This is a genomic window from Actinomadura napierensis, assembly GCF_039529375.1.
Classification (GTDB): Bacteria; Actinomycetota; Actinomycetes; order Streptosporangiales; family Streptosporangiaceae; genus Spirillospora; species Spirillospora napierensis.
The window spans coordinates 45429-64241 of sequence record NZ_BAAAMR010000023.1 but is presented as its reverse complement, the minus strand read 5'-3'; the positions used below and the strand labels follow the sequence as shown (position 1 = coordinate 64241).

21 protein-coding genes and 1 pseudogene are annotated in these 18813 nt (G+C 72.5%); 8 read left to right on the top strand and 14 right to left on the bottom strand.

Annotated elements, in window-relative coordinates; genetic code table 11:
• Positions 1 to 332 (bottom strand): annotated as a pseudogene (locus ABD296_RS15560) (two-component sensor histidine kinase); the annotation flags it as partial.
• On the bottom strand, positions 322 to 1011 hold the full coding sequence (locus ABD296_RS15555) for a response regulator transcription factor (RefSeq protein ID WP_344267031.1): 690 nt from the start codon (positions 1009 to 1011) through the stop codon (positions 322 to 324). The gene ABD296_RS15555 and the pseudogene ABD296_RS15560, both read right to left, overlap by 11 nt.
• Positions 1012 to 1104: 93 nt before the next feature.
• On the opposite strand from ABD296_RS15555, the gene ABD296_RS15550 reads away from it, so the two are divergent.
• The 6 genes from ABD296_RS15550 (at position 1105) to ABD296_RS15525 (ending at position 7394) form a co-directional block, all read left to right on the top strand.
• Positions 1105 to 1854 carry a L,D-transpeptidase gene (locus ABD296_RS15550; protein WP_344267028.1) on the top strand — a complete coding sequence of 250 codons (750 nt, stop codon included), beginning with the start codon at positions 1105 to 1107 and terminating at the stop codon, positions 1852 to 1854.
• A gap of 22 nt (positions 1855 to 1876) precedes the next feature.
• Positions 1877 to 2119, top strand: coding sequence for a hypothetical protein (locus ABD296_RS15545; protein ID WP_344267025.1), 243 nt, complete (start codon positions 1877 to 1879; stop codon positions 2117 to 2119).
• A 46-nt stretch (positions 2120 to 2165) separates the two neighbouring features.
• On the top strand, positions 2166 to 3488 hold the full coding sequence (locus tag ABD296_RS15540) for a tetratricopeptide repeat protein (RefSeq protein ID WP_344267022.1): 1323 nt from the start codon (positions 2166 to 2168) through the stop codon (positions 3486 to 3488).
• Between the two features lie 203 nt (positions 3489 to 3691).
• The gene (locus tag ABD296_RS15535) at positions 3692 to 4900 is read left to right on the top strand and encodes a N(5)-(carboxyethyl)ornithine synthase (RefSeq protein ID WP_344267019.1); all 1209 of its coding nucleotides are present in this window, start codon (positions 3692 to 3694) and stop codon (positions 4898 to 4900) included.
• Between the two features lie 284 nt (positions 4901 to 5184).
• Positions 5185 to 6354 (top strand): cytochrome P450, encoded by a 1170-nt coding sequence (locus tag ABD296_RS15530; RefSeq protein WP_344267016.1) that lies wholly within the window; start codon positions 5185 to 5187, stop codon positions 6352 to 6354.
• Positions 6355 to 6470: 116 nt separating this feature from the next.
• Positions 6471 to 7394, top strand: a complete 924-nt coding sequence (locus ABD296_RS15525; RefSeq protein ID WP_344267013.1) for an NADP-dependent oxidoreductase — start codon at positions 6471 to 6473, stop codon at positions 7392 to 7394.
• Between the two features lie 18 nt (positions 7395 to 7412).
• On the opposite strand, the gene ABD296_RS15520 is transcribed toward ABD296_RS15525, so the two are convergent.
• The 8 genes from ABD296_RS15520 to ABD296_RS15485 form a co-directional block, all read right to left on the bottom strand.
• On the bottom strand, positions 7413 to 8189 hold the full coding sequence (locus ABD296_RS15520) for a polysaccharide deacetylase family protein (protein WP_344267009.1): 777 nt from the start codon (positions 8187 to 8189) through the stop codon (positions 7413 to 7415).
• Between the two features lie 99 nt (positions 8190 to 8288).
• Positions 8289 to 9092 carry an ABC transporter permease gene (locus tag ABD296_RS15515; RefSeq protein ID WP_344267006.1) on the bottom strand — a complete coding sequence of 268 codons (804 nt, stop codon included), beginning with the start codon at positions 9090 to 9092 and terminating at the stop codon, positions 8289 to 8291.
• Positions 9089 to 10063: an ATP-binding cassette domain-containing protein gene (locus tag ABD296_RS15510; protein ID WP_344267002.1), complete on the bottom strand. Its 975-nt coding sequence runs from the start codon at positions 10061 to 10063 to the stop codon at positions 9089 to 9091. The genes ABD296_RS15515 and ABD296_RS15510 overlap by 4 nt, the downstream gene beginning before the upstream one ends.
• Before the next feature lie 28 nt (positions 10064 to 10091).
• Complete coding sequence (locus tag ABD296_RS15505) at positions 10092 to 10937, bottom strand: DUF4097 family beta strand repeat-containing protein (RefSeq protein WP_344266999.1); 846 nt, start codon at positions 10935 to 10937, stop codon at positions 10092 to 10094.
• Between the two features lie 78 nt (positions 10938 to 11015).
• A complete protein-coding gene (locus tag ABD296_RS15500) occupies positions 11016 to 11549 on the bottom strand; it encodes a toxin-antitoxin system HicB family antitoxin (RefSeq protein WP_344266996.1) in 534 nt (177 codons plus the stop codon).
• Between the two features lie 90 nt (positions 11550 to 11639).
• Positions 11640 to 13550: a potassium transporter Kup gene (locus ABD296_RS15495; RefSeq protein ID WP_344266993.1), complete on the bottom strand. Its 1911-nt coding sequence runs from the start codon at positions 13548 to 13550 to the stop codon at positions 11640 to 11642.
• 53 nt (positions 13551 to 13603) lie between these two features.
• Positions 13604 to 14494, bottom strand: coding sequence for a M56 family metallopeptidase (locus ABD296_RS15490; protein ID WP_344266990.1), 891 nt, complete (start codon positions 14492 to 14494; stop codon positions 13604 to 13606).
• The gene (locus ABD296_RS15485; RefSeq protein WP_344266987.1) at positions 14491 to 14862 is read right to left on the bottom strand and encodes a BlaI/MecI/CopY family transcriptional regulator; all 372 of its coding nucleotides are present in this window, start codon (positions 14860 to 14862) and stop codon (positions 14491 to 14493) included. The genes ABD296_RS15490 and ABD296_RS15485 overlap by 4 nt, the downstream gene beginning before the upstream one ends.
• A 96-nt stretch (positions 14863 to 14958) precedes the next feature.
• On the opposite strand from ABD296_RS15485, the gene ABD296_RS15480 reads away from it, so the two are divergent.
• Positions 14959 to 15501: an SMI1/KNR4 family protein gene (locus tag ABD296_RS15480; RefSeq protein ID WP_344266984.1), complete on the top strand. Its 543-nt coding sequence runs from the start codon at positions 14959 to 14961 to the stop codon at positions 15499 to 15501.
• 15 nt (positions 15502 to 15516) lie between these two features.
• Here the strand turns inward: ABD296_RS15480 and ABD296_RS15475 are convergent, their stop codons facing one another.
• From ABD296_RS15475 to ABD296_RS15460, 4 genes are read right to left on the bottom strand one after another with little or no spacing between them, the layout of a single operon-like run.
• Positions 15517 to 16203, bottom strand: a complete 687-nt coding sequence (locus tag ABD296_RS15475; protein ID WP_344266981.1) for an alpha/beta hydrolase family protein — start codon at positions 16201 to 16203, stop codon at positions 15517 to 15519.
• On the bottom strand, positions 16203 to 16358 hold the full coding sequence (locus tag ABD296_RS15470; protein ID WP_344266978.1) for a hypothetical protein: 156 nt from the start codon (positions 16356 to 16358) through the stop codon (positions 16203 to 16205). Before ABD296_RS15470 ends, ABD296_RS15475 begins: the two co-directional genes overlap by 1 nt.
• A gap of 7 nt (positions 16359 to 16365) precedes the next feature.
• A complete protein-coding gene (locus tag ABD296_RS15465) occupies positions 16366 to 17079 on the bottom strand; it encodes a class I SAM-dependent methyltransferase (RefSeq protein WP_344266975.1) in 714 nt (237 codons plus the stop codon).
• A 26-nt stretch (positions 17080 to 17105) separates the two neighbouring features.
• Positions 17106 to 17930 (bottom strand): helix-turn-helix transcriptional regulator, encoded by an 825-nt coding sequence (locus ABD296_RS15460; protein ID WP_344266972.1) that lies wholly within the window; start codon positions 17928 to 17930, stop codon positions 17106 to 17108.
• Between the two features lie 103 nt (positions 17931 to 18033).
• Between ABD296_RS15460 and ABD296_RS15455 the strand changes: the two genes are divergently transcribed.
• On the top strand, positions 18034 to 18813 hold the full coding sequence (locus tag ABD296_RS15455) for an SDR family NAD(P)-dependent oxidoreductase (RefSeq protein ID WP_344266969.1): 780 nt from the start codon (positions 18034 to 18036) through the stop codon (positions 18811 to 18813).

Genomic DNA, 18813 nt, shown 5'->3' with positions numbered 1-18813 from the left:
CCGCCGCGGCCCGGCGCGCGCCCCGGCAGCGGCGGCCGGCCGGCCGCCGAGTCCGCGATCCGGACGCCGCCCTCGGTCGCCAGCGCGACCCGCTGGTCGCTCTGCCGGGCGAGCTCGCGCACGGTCTCCTCGACGCCGTCCCAGCGCGGGTGGCCCGCCGCGTAGCCGAGCAGCGCGTCGTTGATGCGGGCGTCGCGGGCGAGCGTCCGGTCCTGCCGCTGCCGGATCTCGCCGGACGTGCCGCGCGCCGCCAGCCACGCGGTCGCCACGATCGAGCACACCGCGATCAGCACCGTGCTGGCGACCAGTCGTACGAGCAGGCTATGGCGCACGGTCGCCGACCAGCTTGTACCCGACGCCGTACACCGTGCGCAGCCGGACCGGCCGCCCCGGCTGCGGTTCGATCTTCTTGCGCAGGTTCTTCACGTGCACGTCGACCGTCCGCTCGGTGATGAAGCGGTCGAAACCGTGCAGGTGCTCCAGGAGCTGCGCCCGGGAGAAGACGCGCTCCGGCCGCGCGGCCAGCGCCTCCAGGATGCGGAACTCCGCGGGCGTGCACTCGACCTCGCGCCCGTCCGCGTGCACCATGTGCCGCTCGGGGTCCACCGTGATGCCGCCGACCCGGTACACCCGCTCGCCGCTCCCCGGCCCGGCCCGCCGCAGCAGCGTGCGCACCCGGGCCATCAGCTCGCGCGGGCTGTACGGCTTGGTGACGTAGTCGTCGGCGCCGAGGTCGAGGCCGAGCAGCAGGTCGTCCTCGGTCGAGCGGGCGGTCAGCATCAGCACCGGCACGTCGGACTCGGCGCGCAGCCCGCGGCACACGTCGAGGCCGTCGACGACCGGCATCATCACGTCGAGCAGGACGAGGTCGGGGCGGCGGGCGCGGGCCTCGTCGATGGCGGCCCGCCCGTCGTGGACGACGACCACGGAGTGCCCCTCGCGCCGGAGATAGCGGCGCAGCAGCTCCGCCTGTTTGGCATCGTCCTCCGCGACCAGGACATTCGCGCACATAGCCCCCGAGCGTAGGCGACGCGTCACCCGCACCACGGGATCATCACAACGGCCTCACAGGTTCTTCACTTTCCTTGGCCAGCATCTCGCGGCATGCGCCACCTCACGATTCACACCGGCGCCCTGCTCGCCACCGGCCTGATCGCCGGGCTGGCCGGCTGCGGCTCGTCGGAGGACGGCAGATCGGGGGACGGCCCGCCCAAGGCGAGCCGCCCGGCGGCCGCCGCCGAGCCACGGCGGCAGGGCGGTGCGGAGATAGCGACCGTGCTCGGCCGCCGGATCGCCGTGCACAAGCGGAAGGGCGACGGCGCGGTCTGGAAGACGCTGTCCAGCCCCAACGAGATGGGCGCCGCCCGGGTCTTCCTCGTCGACGCCGAGGACGGCGACTGGCTCAAGGTGCTGCTGCCGATCCGGCCCAACGGCAGCACCGGCTGGGTCAAGACCTCCGACGTCAGGCTGTCGACGACGACCCGCCGGCTGGAGATCGACCCGAAGGCGTTCAGGTTCACCGTCTTCGACGGCGGCACGGTGCTGCGCACCGGCAAGGTCGCCACCGGCGAGGGCGGCACCCCCACCCCGGCCGGCCGCTTCTACTTCACCGAGCTGGTCGAACCGCCGAACCCGGACGGCGGCTACGGCGCGTACGCCTTCGGGCTGAGCGGTTTCTCGCCGACGCTGCGGAGCTTCGCCGGCGGCCCCGGACAGCTCGCCGTGCACGGCACGAACAAGGCGTCGGCGCTGGGCGGCAAGGCCAGCCACGGCTGCGTGCGGGTCAGCAACGCCGACATCACCTGGATGGCCAAGAACCTGGCGATCGGCACGCCCGTCGTCGTCAAGGAATGACACACCACCGGAAGGAACATCAATGCGCCTGAAGTCCCTCATCGCGGCCGTCGCGCTGGGCGTCGGCCTGGCCGGCACCGGCCTGGCCACCGCCGAAGCCGACACCACCGCACCCAACCCGACCACCTCGCCCGGCCCCCTGCAGCCGAGCCGCCCCGGCGACAGGCCGGCCAAGTCCGGCGAGCGGCCGTCGAAGTCCGGCGAGCGGCCGATCGCCATGCCGCCCGGCAAGGCCATCCCCAAGACGCCGAACTACACCGGCTGACCCCGGCCCGCAGGCCCGCACATCTCTCACGAAAAGGAGAAGGCCCGTGGCCGATGGCCGAGGATGGGACCGGCGCTCGCTGTTGCGGGGCGCGGCCGTGGCGGCCGGGGCCGCCGCGGCCGCACCGCTGCTGGGCAAGGCGGCTACGGCGCACGCCGACGGCAGTGACGCGGACGCGTTGTTCAAGGCCGGGAAGTTCGAGCAGGCCGGCCGAGCGTACGAGGAGATCCTCAAGAAAGACCCCACGAACCTGCACGCGGCACGCCAGCGCGGCTATGTCGGGCTACTGGCCAACAAGTTCCCCGACGCGGAGAAGTACCTCACGATGGCCCTCAAACTGGCGCCCGACGACAAGGAGACCAACGCGCTGCTGGGCGACTGCTACATCCGGCAGGACAAGTTCGCCCTCTCCGTGCCTCGCTGGCATGCGGCCGGTGAGGAAGGCTACGCGAAATGGTTCGCGGCAATCCGCGGCGAGGCGTACCAGGTCCACGGCGACATCGGCCATGTGGAATGGCAGCAGACGGACCCGGAGCCGCTGGTAAAGGTCTCACTCAACGGCGGACCGTCCAAGAGCTTCACGTTCTACACCGGCGCCCCGAATCTCAGCGTGACCGCCTCGGTGGCCAAGGAAGCCGGGCTGACCCCTGTGTACAAGGAAGAGAGCGAGTTCGAAGGTCTCCCCATCTGGGTGTACTACGGGGTGCTGGACTCCTTCAAGCTGGGCGGCCTCGAACTGCGTAACGTCCCCGTGGGCTGGTCCTCGACCAAATCGGGCGAGGATGTCGGCACCGACAACGACGGCCTGATCGGCACGTGGGTCTTCCACCACTTGCTGACCACCTTCGACTACGCCGGCCGGTCGCTGATCCTGCGCCGTCCGACCCCGCAGGCGGCCGGGAGGCTACGCGCCGACGCCGCCCGGGCGGGCGCCAGGCCCCTGCCACTGTGGCTGTCTCGCGACCACGATCTCAGCAGCATCGGCAGCATCGCCGGCGCCTCCGGCTCCGGCCCACGGGTGATGGGCGTGAACTTCGGCGGGATCGGCGAACTGGTCGCGGGCATGCCCGGAGAGGTGGCCGAGCGGCTGGGCGTCCGCACCGACCACGACCGCCCGATCGGGACCTTCGGGCACAGCCACGCGACCACCACCTACCCCTGCTACCCCAAGGAAATCCGCCTCGGCGACGCCGTCGCCAACGACGTCTACTGCGAAACGGATCCGAACATGCCGGTCAACGTGCCCTGGCCCTACGGCCCGGGATACGACGCCACCGGCTGGTTGGCCCATTGCTTCTGGAAGCCCTACAACATCACCCTCGACTTCACCCACATGAACCTCTACATCGCCCGCGGCAAGGCCGCCTGACCAGCACCTGACCACCACCGGAACGGCCGCCGGAGCCCGGCCTAGGCGTCTCGCGACCGCCCTCCTTCCGCACGGGGGCGGCCGCGAGGCTTCCGGCGGACGCCGCCTGAGGTTCCTGAAGTAGGGTCGCAGAAGCCGGGGAACCGCGACATCCAGCCCTGAGGCTGACTCGCCCCACCGGCTTACCCCCGAGAGGGGACGTCTTGCCGATCCTGAACGAACCTCGCCGTTCCGGCGCCGTCGCGACGCAGAACGACCCGAAGCCCGGCCTGAGCCTCGGCGTCCTGGCGCACACGGCCAAGGAGAACGAGCACCGGCAGCCGATACATCCGCTGCACCTCCGGCGGATCGACCCCGGCCTGAGGTCGCGCATCTACCTCGAACGCGGCTACGGCGAACCCTTCGGCATCCCGGACGAGGAGCTCGCTCCCCAGGTCGCCGGGCTGCTCCCCCGCGACCGGCTCATCGCCCTCTGCGACGTCGTCCTGCTGCTCAAACCGCTGGCCCACGACCTCAAGGAGCTGCGCCCCGGCCAGGTCCTGTGGGGCTGGCCGCACTGCGTCCAGGACCAGGGACTCACCCAGGCCGCCATCGACGGGCGGCTCACCCTGATCGCATTCGAGGCGATGAACCACTGGACGGCCGACGGAGGGTTCAACCTCCACGTGTTCCACAAGAACAACGAGCTCGCCGGCTACTGCTCGGTCCTGCACGCCCTCGCTCTCACCGGCTCCACCGGCGCCTACGGACGGCGGCGCCACGCCGCCGTCATCAGCTTCGGGGCGACCGCCCGGGGCGCGGTCACGGCTCTCAACGCCCACGGCGTCCACGACGTCCACGTCCTGACCCACCGGGGCGTCAGCGCCGTCGGCTCGCCCATCCACTCGGCGCAGATCGTCCATTTCGACCGCGACCCCGAGGTCCCCGCCCATACCCGCGCCCTCACCGACGACGGCCCGATCGCAACGGCCGCCTTCCTCGCCCGGCACGACATCGTCGTCAACTGCGTCCTGCAGGACACCGGCGCCCCGCTGATGTTCGCCACCAACGACGACCTGCCGGTCTTCTCCCCGGGCACCCTCATCGTCGACGTCTCCTGCGACGCGGGAATGGGCTTCGAATGGGCGCGGCCGACCACCTTCACCGATCCCATGTTCACCGTCGGCCACAACATCCACCACTACGGCGTCGACCACAGCCCCTCCTACCTGTGGGACTCCGCGACCTGGGAGATCAGCCAGGCCCTGATACCGCACCTGGCGACGGTCCTTGCCGGCCCCGACGCGTGGGACGCCGACAAGACCATCCGGCAGGCCATCGAGATCCGCGACGGCGTCGTCCAGAACCCCGCCATCCTGTCGTTCCAGCACCGCTCCCCCGACTATCCGCATACGGCGAACGAGCCGATCTGAGGCCGTGACGGCGGCGTCCCACCCGCCGGCCGCGTCCCCGACCTCACGGGACGTGACACCAGGCAGTAGCCCTCGGCGTCGGCCAGGCGGGCGGCCGCGCCGCACCGGCCCCGACCGTGCGCGAAGAACGGGACCGCACTCCGGCGTGGCGCGGCGAGCGCTGTTGGGGGGTCGCCGATTTGGGCGTCGGCTGGGATGCTGGGGGCCGGGCTGATCGACTTGCCGCGTACGGGGCGGGACGGCGGGCCCCGGTGCAGCTGCGTCGCGCGCAAGGGAGATCGCCGATGAGCCATCCGCGGATCGACTTCGACCCCTTCGGTGAGCCCCGTCCGGCCGGTTCTACCCACGCGATGCTGGACGAGCTCCGCGAGCGGTGCCCGGCCTTCCGCAGCCCGGCCGGGCGCGGGTTCTGGGTGCTGACCCGGCACGCCGACATCCTCGCCGCCTACCAGGACACCGCGTCCCACTCCAGCCGGGCCATCGCCGTCAGCGACCCGGACCCGTCCTACCAATGGATCCCGGTCATGCTGGATCCGCCCGCGCACACCATGTGGCGGCGGCTCCTGCGCCCGCTGTTCACCCCGGCGCGCGCGTCCGCGATGCAGGACGCCGTCCGGCGGCGATGCGGGGAGCTGATCGACGCCCTGGCCGCGCGGGGGTCGTGCGACTTCGTCACGGACTTCGCCCGCCGCTACCCCACCGCCGTCTTCCTGGAGTTCATGGGGCTGCCGGTCGGCAGGCTGGAGGAGTTCCTGGAGTGGGAGTACGCGATCCTGCACGCGCCGTCGGCGGGGGCCGGGCGCGCCGAGGCCATGGGCAAGGTGGCGGCCCTGTTCCAGGAACTGATCGCCGAGCGGCGCCGGGACCCGCGCGACGACGTCGTCAGCGCGGCCATCGCCTTCGAGCCGGACGGCAGGCCCGTCACCGACGACGAGCTGCTGCAGCTGTGCACGCTCCTGTTCCTGGCCGGGCTGGACACCGTCGCCGCGCAGCTGTCGTACTCGTTCTGGCATCTGGCGCGCCATGACGCCGACCGGGCCCGGATCTCGGCGGAGCCCGGCATCCTTCCCGACGCCGTCGAGGAACTGCTGCGCGCCTACTCCCTGGTGCTGCCCGCCCGGAAGCTCACCACGGACGCCACGTCCCACGGCTGCCCCATGAACGAAGGCGACATGGTCATGCTGCCCCTCGCGATGGCCAACCGGGACCCCCGCGTGTTCACCGACCCGGAGACCGTCGACTTCGACCGGACGCCCAACCGGCACATCGCCTTCGGCGCCGGCCCGCACCGCTGCCTCGGCTCCCACCTGGCCCGCCTGGAACTGCGCATCGCGCTGGAGGAGTGGCACCGCCGCATCCCCCACTACCGCATCCCCGACGGCGCCCGTCCGACCGAACATGCCAGCCTCGTCCTCGGCTTGGACACCCTCCCCCTCACCTGGCGGCCTGAATAGCGCCTCATCGCTGTCTCGTCGTGGCCGGACCGGGCGTGGCCGGGCTGGTGCCGCCGGTAGGCAGACTGTCGTGTGCGCGGCGGCCCCGACGCACTGAGCCGAGATCGGAGCAAATGATGAAGGCAGCCCTTTTCCAGCGGTTCGGGGGTCCGGAGGTCCTCGAGATCGCGGATCTCCCCGATCCGCATCCGGGCCCCGGGCAGGTGCGGATCGCGGTGCGCGCGGCCGGCGTCAACCCGAGCGACTGGGCGAAGCGCCAGGGCCTGATGGACGAGGGGCTCCCGCAGACCATGGGCTATGAGGCGGCGGGCGTCGTCGACGAGCTCGGCGAGGGCGTCGCGGACGTGGCGGTCGGCGATCGCGTGTTCGGCTTCTCCACCGAGGGGGCGGCGCAGGCCGAGCTGGCTGTGCTGTCCCACTACGCGCCGATCCCGCCGTCGCTCGGCTTCCCCGGCGCCGCCGCGCTGCCCGCCGCCGTCGAGACGGCCACGCGCGCGCTCGACCAGCTCGGCGTGGAGGGCGGCGGCACGCTGCTCGTCAACGGCGCGTCCGGAAGCGTCGGCAGCGCCGCGGTCCAGCTCGCCGTGGTGCGCGGCGCGCGCGTGATCGGCACCGCGAGCCCGGCGAACCACGAGTACCTGCGCTCGCTGGGGGCCGAGCCCGTCGCCTACGGCGAGGGCCTGGCCGGGCGGGTCCGCGCGCTCGCTCCCGACGGCGTCGACCTGGCGCTCGACGTCGCCGGGAGCGGCGCCCTGCCCGAGCTCATCGGGCTCGCCGGCGGCGCCGAGCACGTCGTCACGATCGCGGACTTCGCCGGCGCGCAGGAGCACGGGGTGAGGTTCAGCCGCGGCGACACCGGCCGCGCGCTCCACGCGCTCGCCGGGATCGGCGACCTGATCGAGGCCGGGCGCTTCTCGCTCCCGGTCGCGCGGACCTTCCCGCTCGCCGAGGTCGCGGAGGCGCACCGCGCCGGCGAGGGCGGTCACGTGCGCGGGAAGCTTGTGCTGGTGGTCGGCTCTCCCGTGGGCGCCTCCACGTGATGGACGCGCGCCGGTGCCTCAGAGGGCGACGAAGGTCAGGCCGCGCTGCTTGAGGGCGGGGATGACGGTGCGCAGGGCCGCGACGGTCTGGGAGCGGTCGCCGCCGCCGTCGTGGCACAGCAGGATGTCGCCCGGCTTGGCCTTCTCCAGGTCGGCGGTGATGTGCGGGACGCCCGGACGCGCCCAGTCGCGGAGGTCGACGCCCCAGTCGACGCAGATCATCTGCAGTGCGGTGGCGACCTCGATGACCTGCTGCGACCAGGCGCCGCCCGGGGAGCGGAAGAAGCGCGGGGCGGCCGAGGCGGCCTGGGCGATCCGGTCGTGCGCCTCGGCGATCTCCTGCCGGATGCGCGGGCCGGGCAGCTTCGGGAGGTTGATCGGGTGGGTGAGGGTGTGGTCGGCGATCTGGTGCCCGGCCGCGACGATCCGCTGGACGAGCCGGGTGTTCTCCGGCACCTGCTCGCCGATCATGTTGAACGTCGCGTGCACGTCGTGCTCGGCGAGCACGTCGAGGACCTTGGGCGTCCAGTAGGGGTGCGGCCCGTCGTCGATGGTCAGCGCCACCGCGTTCGGCGGGGCGGCCGGGGCCAGTTCGTGCAGGGAGTGGATCGGGTTGGTGGCGGCTCTCATGGACCGCGCCGGCGCGAATCCCGGGTCCGGTGGCGGTGGCGGCGTCCGGCGGGCCGCCGCGTGGGCCGGCCGGTGCCCTCCGGAATGCCGCAGCTCCGGGACCGCGCCGGCCGCCACGCCCGCAGCGGCGGCGGCCATCAGGGTGAGCACGTGACGGCGGTCCATTTCGGTGTCCTTTGTCGTGGGGGGCATTGGTAGGTGAGATGGCCCGTCGAGCCTTCGAGTTGGCGCTCCTCCGCTCGGTCACCGGTCGGCTGACGGGCGTCAGGCGCTGACCGTCTTCTTGTAGAGGCGGGTCGCCAGCGGGACGAAGGCGACGAGGATGACGGCGATCCAGAGCAGCGACGCCAGGACGGCGTGCTGGATGGGCCAGACGTCCGAGGTCTTCAGCGCCGAGCTGGTGTTGCCGAACAGTTCGCGTGCCGCCTGGGTGAAGGTGGAGACGGGGTTCCACTCGGCGACGACGCGCAGCGGCGCGGGCAGCTTGGAGCTGTCGAGGAAGGCGTTGGAGACGAACACCAGCGGGAACGAGACCATGGTCGCGATGTTGTTGAAGCTCTCCGGCGTGCGCAGGGCCAGCGCGACGGTCGCGGTGATCCAGGAGAACGCGTAGGCGAACAGCAGCAGCAGCCCGAACCCGAGCACCGCCTCGACCGGCGAGGTGTGCACCCGCCAGCCGACGGCCAGCCCGACCGCCGCCATGACGACCAGGCCCGCGAGGTTCATCAGCAGGTCGCTGACGGTCTGCCCGATCAGCACCGCGGACGGCGCCATGGGCAGCGAGCGGAACCGGTCGAAGATGCCCTTCTGCAGATCCAGGGTGAGGGTGTACCCGGTGATCTGCGCGCTCATGATCACCGCCTGGACGAAGATGCCGGGCAGCAGGAACTCCCGGTACGACATCCCCGGAACGTGGATGGCGCTGCCGAAGACGTAGGCGAACAGCAGCACGAGCACGATCGGGAGCATGATCACGCCGCCGAGCATGTCCGGCGACCGCCTGATCTTCAGGGCATTGCGCTTGGCGATGGTCCAGCCGTCGATGACCGGCATGGTGACCGCGTTCATCGGATGGCCTCCCGCGTCTGCTCGTCGGTACCGGACGCCTGGTGCCCGGTGAGGGTGAGGTAAACGTCGTCGAGGGTGGGGCGCCGCAGCCCGGCGTCCCGGACCCGGACTCCTTCCTCGGCGAGCCGGCCGAGGACCCGGCGGAGCGCCTCCGCGCCGTCGGTGACCGGGACGGTGATCCGCAGCGACTCCGGGACGGTCCGCATGGCGCCGACGGCGACCCAGGCGAGCGCCTCCCGGGCGGTCTCCAGCTCGGCGGCGTCGGTCACGGTCAGCTCGATGCGGTTGCCGCCGACCCGGTCCTTGAGCTCGTCGGCGGTGCCGCGGGCGATGGCGCGGCCGTGGTCGACCACCAGGACCTGGTCGGCGAGATGGTCGGCCTCGTCCATGTACTGGGTGGTCAGCAGCAGCGTGCTGCCGCCCGCGACGAGTTCGGCGATGGTGTCCCACAGCGCGGCACGGGCGCGGGGGTCGAGGCCGGTGCTGGGTTCGTCCAGGAACAGGACGGGCGGGTCGGCGACCAGGGCACCGGCGAGGTCGATGCGGCGGCGCATGCCGCCGGAGTAGCCCTTCACCGGGCGGTCGGCGGCGTCGGTCAGGTCGAAACGTTCGAGCAGCTCGCGGGCGCGGGCCTTACTGCGCTTGGCGCCCAGGTGGTAGAGCCGTCCGACCATCTCCAGGTTCTCGGCGCCGGTGAGGTGCTCGTCGACGGCGGCGTACTGGCCGGACAGCCCGATGGAGGAGCGCAGCCGGCGGGCGTCGCGGACGACGTCGCATCCGGCGACGGTGGCGCGGCCCGCGTCGGGGCGCAGCAGCGTGGCCAGGATCCGCACCGTGGTCGTCTTGCCTGCGCCGTTCGGGCCGAGAAGGGCGAGCACCGTGCCCTGCGGGACGGTGAAGCTCAGCCCGTCCAGCGCCGTTGCCTCGCCGTATCTCTTGACCAGCCCTTCGGCTGTGATCGCATCGCTCATGGGGGGCTCCTTGCTGGTGGACGGGGGGTCAGGCCCGGTGGACGTCGATGTCGCCCCAGTTGGTCTGCGCGTGCACCTCGACGACCGCGTCGCTGGTCTCGGGGCCTTCGGCGGCGGTCAGGGCGTTGCGCACCACGCCGTTCTTGGAGGTCAGGTCCAGCCAGGCGGCCGTGCCCTCGGCGATGCCGAGGTCGACCTTTCCGTGGCCGCCCTCGATGCGGACGGTGCCGCTGATCGCCGCACCGATCCGGATGCGGCCGTGCGCGGTCCTGGCGGTGAGGCCGGCGGGCACGCGGTCGACGGTGATGTCCCCGATGCCGGTCTTCAGCTGCAGGTCGCCGGTCGCCTCGCCGAGCGTGATCCCGCCGGTGGAGTTCTTCACCGAGCCGGGGCCGTCGATGGTGCCGATCCGGACCGTCCCGGTGGAGGCGGTCACCTCGGCGGGCCCGGTCACCCGGTCCACGGTGATGTCGCCGACGGACGCCTTGGTCTCCAGCGGGCCGGTCTCCTCCAGCCGGACGTCGCCGCTCAGGCTGCGCAGGACGGTCTCGCCGAGCCTGCCGGTGGCGACGAAGTCCGCGGCGACCCTGGCCTCGACGCGGGAGCCGGCCGGCAGGGCGACGGTCACGTCTATGGTGCCGCGCCAGGAGCGCAGGTGCGCGAGCCCCTTGGGCTTGGGGCCCTTGACGAGCAGCCGCCCGCCGGAGAACTCCACGATCGTCCGCTCGGCGGCCTGCACGCTCGCCTCGAGGGACGGGTCGCTGGGCCGCACCTCCACCACGGTGTCGGCACGGTCGCCGGCGTGGACGCGGACCTGTCCGATGTAGACGTCGATGTCGGCGGTGATCGGTTCGGGAGTGTCGAATTCGGGCATGGCGGAGCCTTCCTCACGGGTCCGGAGCGAAATCCCGGCCTCGGCGGCCGGGCGATGAGCGATGGGGCGGGCGGGCCGCTAGCGCACCCAGCCGGTGTAGCTGCGCCCGGTCGGTGACGACTGCGGCCGGTCGGCGGGACGGCTCGCGGCGCCGGGCTCGAACGCGGCGGAGATGGCGCGGACCAGCCAGGCGTTCACCGAGATCCCCTGCCGGCCGGCCGCCTCCTCCACGCGCAGCTTGAGGTGCTCGGGCAGCCGCAGGGTCATCCGCGCGGTGCCGCCCTCCTCGCCGGGCGCCGGCGCGGCGGACGGCGGCCCAACGGACGGCGCCGTCTCCGCCTGCTCCCCGGCGTTGCTCTCAGAGGACGGCTGCGCCGGCGTCACCACGAACGCCGGGTCGCCGCCGCGGAGCCGCACGTCGACCGAGCCCGGCGCGAGGTCGCTGGTGATCTCGTCCGCCGCGGCCGACAGCGCCTCCAGCAGCGTGAGCCGCAGCGCCGACTCCAGGGGGCCCGTCAGGCGCTCGGCCAGCACGCGGGCCTCCGGACCGCCCGCCTCGGCGGCGACGGCGAGTTCGCGGCGCAGGTTCTCGACGTACGGCATCAGGTCCATGCCCCAACTATGACGCCATAGCGACGTCATGTCAAGCAGCAAGTGACGTCACTGGCATCAGCTTGACGTCAGCACGACAGCGCGGCGGCGTCAGATGTCGACCTGCGACCCCATGACGACGGTGCGCGCCGCGGGCAGGCCGAAGTACTCGGCGGGGTTGGCGGCGTTGCGGGCCAGGGCCAGGAACAGCCGTTTGCGCCAGCGCGGCATGCCGTCCGGATGCGTCGACCGCAGCGTCACCCGGGACAGGAAGTAGGACGCGCGGTCGGGATCGAAGCGCAGCTCGGCGTCCGGGAGGCGGGCGGCCCGGCGCAGCGCCGCCGGAAGATCCTGGCGGTCCTGGAAGCCGTGCCGCACGGTGACGTGGAGGATGCCGTCGTCGCGGTAGCCGAGGTCGTCGATGGCGAGCTGCTCGTCGGCGGGGACGTAGGGGGCGTTCTCGGAAATCATCGAGACGATCACGACGTGCTCGTGGACGACGTGGTTGTGCTCGTAGTTGGCGCGCAGCGCGAGCGGGGTGGTCATCTTGGTCGGGTGGGGGAACACCGCGGTGCCGGGGACCCGCTGGACGCCGTCGTGGTGCAGCTTCTCGATGAACTCCGGCAGCGGCCCCTCCTTGGCCGTCCGGCGGTCGGTGACGATCTCGCGCCCGCGCTCCCACGTCTTCATGATCGTGAACACCGCGACCCCGATCAGCAGCGGCAGCCAGCCGCCGTGCGTGACCTTGGTGAGGTTCGCCGAGAAGTAGGCGGCCTCCGCGCCGCCGAGCACGACGCCGGCCAGTACCAGCTTCCAGGCCGCCCACCGCCACGCCACCCGCGCGACCACCAGGGACAGCGCGGTGGTGATCAGGAAGGTGCCGGTGACGGCCAGGCCGTAGGCGGTGGCCAGGCGTCCGGAGGAGCGGAAGCCCAGCATCAGGATCAGCACCCCGACGAACAGGATCCAGTTGACGGCCGGCAGGTAGACCTGGCCGGCCTCGCGCGGCGAGGTGTGCCGGATGCGCAGGTACGGCAGGAACCCCAGCCGGACCGCCTGCCGCGACACCGAGAACGCGCCGGAGATGACGGCCTGGGAGGCGATCACGGTCGCGGCGGTGGCCAGCACCACCATCGGCAGCCGCGCCCAGTGCGGGAACAGCAGGAAGAACGGGCTCTCGGTGTTGTGCGGGTCGTCCAGGATCAGCGCGCCCTGGCCGAGGTAGTTCAACGTCAGCGCGGGGAACACGACCGCGAACCAGGCCCGCCGGATCGGCCCCTTGCCGAAGTGGCCCATGTCGGCGTACAGCGCCTCGGCGCCGGTGATCACCAGAACCACCGCGCCCAGCGCGACGAACGCGGTGAAGGGGCGATCCACCAGGAACGCGCCGGCATAGGTCGGCGACAGCGCCCGCACCACGCCGGGCCGCTGGAGCACCTCGGCCAGGCCCGCCGCCGCCAGCGCCGCGAACCACACCAGCATGACGGGCCCGAACAGGCTTCCGACCCGGTGCGTGCCCCAGCGCTGCACCACGAACAGCGCCGCCAGGATCGTCGCCGCGACCGGCACCACCACGTGCGACAGGCCCGGCGTGCTCACCTTCAGGCCCTCGACCGCCGACATCACCGAGATCGCCGGGGTGATCACGCTGTCGCCGTAGAACAGCGAGGCGCCGAACACCCCCAGCGCCATCGCCACCGCGGCCCGGCCCCGCACGTCCCCCAGCACCCGGCGGACCAGGGCGGCGAGCGCCATCACCCCGCCCTCGCCGTCGTTGTCGGCCCGCAGGATGAACGTCACGTACTTCACCGACACGATCAGCGTGATCGTCCAGAACACCAGGGAGATCACGCCGTAGACGTCGCCGCTGGTCGGGCGGACCTCGCCGTGGTCGATCGAGAACACCGTCTGCAACGAGTACAGCGGGCTGGTGCCGATGTCCCCGTAGACCACGCCCAACGCGGCGAGCGTCAACGCCGCGCGCGGGCGCCGCCCGGCCGCCGGCCCCCCTTGATCGGTCATGAAGCAAGGTCTACCGAATGACCGGCCCGTTCATGCCGATCACGACCGTGTCGTCACGACAGCGCGAGCAGCGGCAGCAGGACGGACGCGGCGGCGTGGTCGAGCTGGAGCGTGGCGGCGGTCAGCGAGCCGGTGACGAATCCGTTGCCCAGCAGGAGCAGCGGGCCGGTGACGGTGTTCTTGGCGGGCGGGGTGTCCAGCAGCGCCTCGACGCGCTGCACGACTCCGGAGTCGGCGAACCCGGCGGCCGGTACCGTTGCGGGACGGTGTGCGAGGGCGACCTTGGCGATCGTGCGGGCGACCAGGGCGCGGTCACCGACGGCCTCGGCGGTGTCCTCGTCCGCCCATCGCTCGACCGCCAGCCGGAGCCGGGCCTCCAGCGGCCGCAGGAACGGCAGGAGCGCCGCCGCGACCGTGCCCGCCGCCAGGTACCGGTGATGGCGATGCCGCAGGTGCGAGCCCTCGTGCTCGAACACCACCCGCAGTTCCTCCGGCGCCAGGTCGTGCAGCAGGCCGCGGGAGACCAGCACCCCGCCGCGCCGTCCCGGGACCGCGACCGCGATCGGAAGCGACGTCTCCAACGGACGCCCGGCGGCATCGCCGGCGGCGCGCAGCTCACGCCTCCACCGAACACTGGCCCGGACGACGACCAGCAGCCCGACGACCGTCAGCACCGCCACCGGCACCCCCACCGCACCCGGAACAGGACGATCGTCGCCGAACAACACCCACTCCGGGAGACGCGCCGCGACCTCGGGAGCCAGCGACGCCGCATGGTTGACGGCGACGAAGACGCCGGTTCCGAGGGCGGCGACGGCGGTCATCGCGCCGGTGGTGGCCAGCAGCCGCGCCGTCCACACCGGGTGAACGGGCAACGGGGCGACGCCGAGCACCACGCTCAACGCCGCCATCAGCCCCAACGGCAGGAACGTGAGGACGTTCACCGGGGGTCGTCCAGCCCGCCGAGGATCTCGCGCAGCTTGCGCTCTTCCGCGGCGCTGAGCGTCCGGACGAACCGGCTCAGCACCCCGCCCGGGTCGCTGGCATGGCGCAGATGGTCGCGCATCCGGCAGGCCACCAGTTCCGACTCGTCCACCGCCAGCCGGTACCGGTAATGGCGCCCCGCGCGCACACGCGTGACGAGCTTCTTCTCGTACAGCCGGAACAGCACCGTGTTCACGGTCGTGTAGGCGAGATCGGCGTCCAGGTGCGGCAGCAGCTCCGCCGTCCCGGCCTCCCCGCCCCGCCCCGCGAGCGCCGCCAGGACCTCCGCCTCCAACTGCCCGAGCGCCTTGCGCGACACGTCACTCACTCCTCGGTTACTACAAGCGTACTAATAACCGAGATCACCGAAGGGGGAGCATCCGTTACCCGATCGCCGTGCCCCGATGCTCGCTAACCTTCCGGGATGGCGGACATATCTGCAGATCTCGCCCTACCCACCGCCCTGGCCGATATCGCCGCGATCGGCTTCGAGTGGGAATGGGACGAGGAGACCGACGAAGGCCGCGGCTGCGACTTCGAGCTGTACGAGCACTTCGAGGAGCCCGACCGGACGGCGTGGTGGTTCCGCCTGTGGACGGGCAACCAGGAGGTCGACGGGAGCGAGTTCCGCTTCTTCGGCACGACCGGCGCCGGCGACTACACCGGGTTCTGGCTGGTCCGGCCGGGTGCGCCGGTCACCGGCCAGCCCGTCGTCCACATCGGTTCCGAGGGCGAGCGCGGCGTGCTCGCCCGCGATCTCGGCGACCTCCTCTGGCTCTTCGCCGCCGGTCTCGGCCCCGCCGAGGCCATGGACGACCCCGCCTCCCCCGCGGAACCGAACGACGCCTTCCGCGTGATCGCCGAACGCCACGCCCCCGGCCGCGCCCGTCCCCCCGTCCAGATCGTGAGCGACGCGCAGACCGAATTCCCGCACTTCTCCGACCTCATCGACGCAATGTGCCGCTGACCGGCGTCCAAGGAGCTACGAAAGAGACCCCAGCCACCCGGTAACAAGCGCCGACACCTGCGGCAAAGCGCTACCGGTCGCCGCCGCCGTTTCGAAGAAATGACCCGCGCCGGAAACGATCTCGATCCGGACCGGCGGCCCGCCGCCGACCACGGCAGCGCCGAACGCCTCGGCCTGGTACGGCGGGCAGACCCGGTCGTCCGCGCCAGCGACCACCAGGAGCGGCGCGTCGAGCCGGTCGAGCCAGGTGACGGGAGAGCGTTCCCGGTAGGCGGCGCGCCGGAGGGTGGGCTCGCCGAGGTCGGCGATGACCTGCCAGGCGTAGTCGGGCAGGTAGGCCCGCGCGCGCTGGACGTGGTCGGCCAGGTCGGCGATGGGGCAGAGCGCCACGTACCCGGCCACCGGCAGTTCCCGGCCGAGTTGAAGCGCGACCCGAGCGCCCGTGGAATGCCCGATCGCGACCACGCCGCCGTCCGGGTGCGCCTCGCGGACGAGCCGGGTGACGGCGGCGTAGGCGGCCGGGCCGCCCCGGTCGTCCAGGCTCCCCTCGTAGAGGCCGTCGACCAGTTCCGCCGACCATCCGGCCGCGACCGCCGCGTCCGCGACCCACCGGTACCAGCCGGTGGCGACGCCCCGGCCCGGTATGACGACGACGGTGCCGCCGCCGGGCGTGCGCGCCGGGAAATCGAGGATGGACGGCATCAGTGGAACAGCTGGCTCTTGCTGGTCCGGGTGCGGGCCATGACGTCTTCGAGGGTGGCGGACGGCACTCCGGCCTCCTGGATCACCTCGGCCGCGCCCTCGACGATCCGGCTCCGGGTGGCGCGTCCCTTCGCCGTCAGCCGCTTCTCCAGCACGCTTCCGTCAGCTGGGCTTGCGGGCTAGGACGAGGCGGTAGCGAGGCGCGCCGTCTTTGCGGGGCCCAAGGCCGGTCAAGGGGGGCGTCGTCACGGTGAACCCGGCCGCCGTCAGGTCGTCGCGCATCGCCTGCAGCGGGCAGGTGCGGTAGTACATGACGAAGGGCGGGCGCCATACCGCGTTCCGCACCCGCATCGCCGCGTCGAAGCCGAGCAGTGCCCAGTACCAGAACGAGGTGATGGGCGGCGGGCCGCCGATAGGGAACGCGAGCAGCCCGCCGGGACGCAGCGCGCGGTAGACCCCGGCGAACAGCGCGGGCCGCTCGGCGGGGAGGAAATGCCCGAGGGCGCCGAAGGTGACCGCCAGGTCGAACGCCTCCGTGAAGGGCAGCGATCGGACGTCGGCTTGCACCCATTCGACCTCTGGGTGGGACGCGTGGGCCTGCGCGAGCATGCCGGCGCTGAAGTCGACGCCCGTGGTCCGTCCCTGGCACAGGGGTTCGAGGACGCGCATGCCCGCGCCGGTGCCGCAGCACACGTCCAGCCCGGAGCCGAACGGCCCGAGCGGGCGGAGCGCGTCGGCGGTCGCGTCGAGGAGGACGTCGGACGTCCGGAACGGCGTGCGGTCGAACTTGGGGGCGAGCAGGTCGTAGCCGTGCTCGACCGACGACAGCGCCTGGACCGCCAGTTCGCGCAGAGAAGGGCCTTGAGGCGAGAACACCGGCCAAGGGTACTTGCGGCGGCGCGTCACCCGGCGGCGGTGGCGGCGAGGGAGCCGAGCAGGCCGAGGGCCTCGCTGCTGGCCGAGCCGGGCTCGGCGTGGTAGACGACGAGCTCCTGGCCGGGGCTGGAGCGGACGTCGAAGGTCTGCATGGACAGCGTCAGCGGCCCGACCTCGCGGTGGTGGAAGCGCTTGCTCTCCAGCGACTTGCCGCGCGCGTCGTGCCGGGCCCACAGCTCGGCGAACTCGGGGCTCTGTTCGAGCAGCTCGGTGAGCACCCGCCGGATGCGCGGGTCGTCGGGCGCGGTGCCGTAGCCGAGCCGGAAGCCGGCCACGGAGTTGCGCGCGACCTCGTGCCAGTCGCGGTAGAAGGTCCGGGCGGCGGGTTCGGTGAACACCACGTGCATGAGGTTCCGCGAGTGCGACCAGTCGTGGAAGAGCGCGTCGGCGATCGCGTTGGACGCGAGGACGTCGTAGGCGCGGTTGTAGACGATCGCCGGGTTGTTCGGCCAGGCGGACATGAGCTGCAGGAGGTTCGGGTCGACGTGGTCGGTCGCGGCGGCGGCGCGGGCGCGCGGGCTGAGGCCGGCCAGGCGGAACAGGTGCAGCCGGCCGTCCTCGGGCAGCCGCAGCGCGGCGGCGAGCGCGTCGACGACCTGCCCGGACGGCGTCCGTTCGCGGCCCTGCTCCAGCCGGACGTAGTAGTCGACGCTGACGCCGGCCAGCGACGCCACTTCCTCGCGCCGCAGGCCGGGGACCCTGCGCTGCCCGATGCTGGGGACGCCGGCCTGCTCCGGCGTGACCTGGGCGCGCCGGGCCTTCAGGTAAAGGCCGAGCTCAGAGGAGGACATACCACCATCGTAGGTCGCGATCCGGGCGGGCTGGGTGGGTGCGTTACTCCCAGGGTGAACCGCGCCCTTCTGCCCGCCGCCGGGACGGGCGAGGGTCGTACCCATGACCACCACACATGACCACAGCACGCTTCCGGCCTCCTGGGACCTGACCGGGCGGGTCGCCGTCGTCACCGGGGCCACCCGCGGCATCGGCCGCGCCACGGCACTGCTGCTGCGCGAACGGGGTGCCCGGCTGGTCGTCACCGACCGCTCCGAGGCCGTCGAGGAGCTCGCCGCGGACGATCCCGGCGGCGTCGCGGCGCTGGTCGGGGACGTCGCCGACGAGGAGCTCGCCCGGGCGACCATGCGGCTGGCGACCGACCGGTTCGGACGGCTCGACATCCTCGTCAACAACGCGGGCCGCACGCTCAACAAGCCGATCACCGAGACGTCCGTCGCCGATTTCGAGGGGATCCTGCGGGTCAACGCGCGCGGCAACTTCGTCCAGGCGCGCGAGGCGTTCGGCGTCATGGCGGACGCGGGCGGCGGGGCGATCGTCTCGGTCGCCTCGGTGTCCTCGGTCGTCGCCTTCGAGACGCAGACGGCCTACGCCGCGTCGAAGGGCGCGCTGGCCCAGATGACGCGGGTGCTCGCCATCGAGGGCGGCCCCAAGGGCATCCGCTCGAACGCGGTGCTGCCCGGAGTGATCGACACCGACATCATGGAGGGCGTGGTCGACAACGGCCGCGAGATGCTCGCCTCCTTCGGCCCGGCCCATCCGATCGGCCGGATCGGGCGCCCGCAGGAGGTCGCCGAGGCGATCGCCTTCCTCGCGTCCGACGCCTCCGCGTTCGTCACGGGCGCGCTCGTCGCCGTCGACGGCGGCTGGACGGCCCAGTGA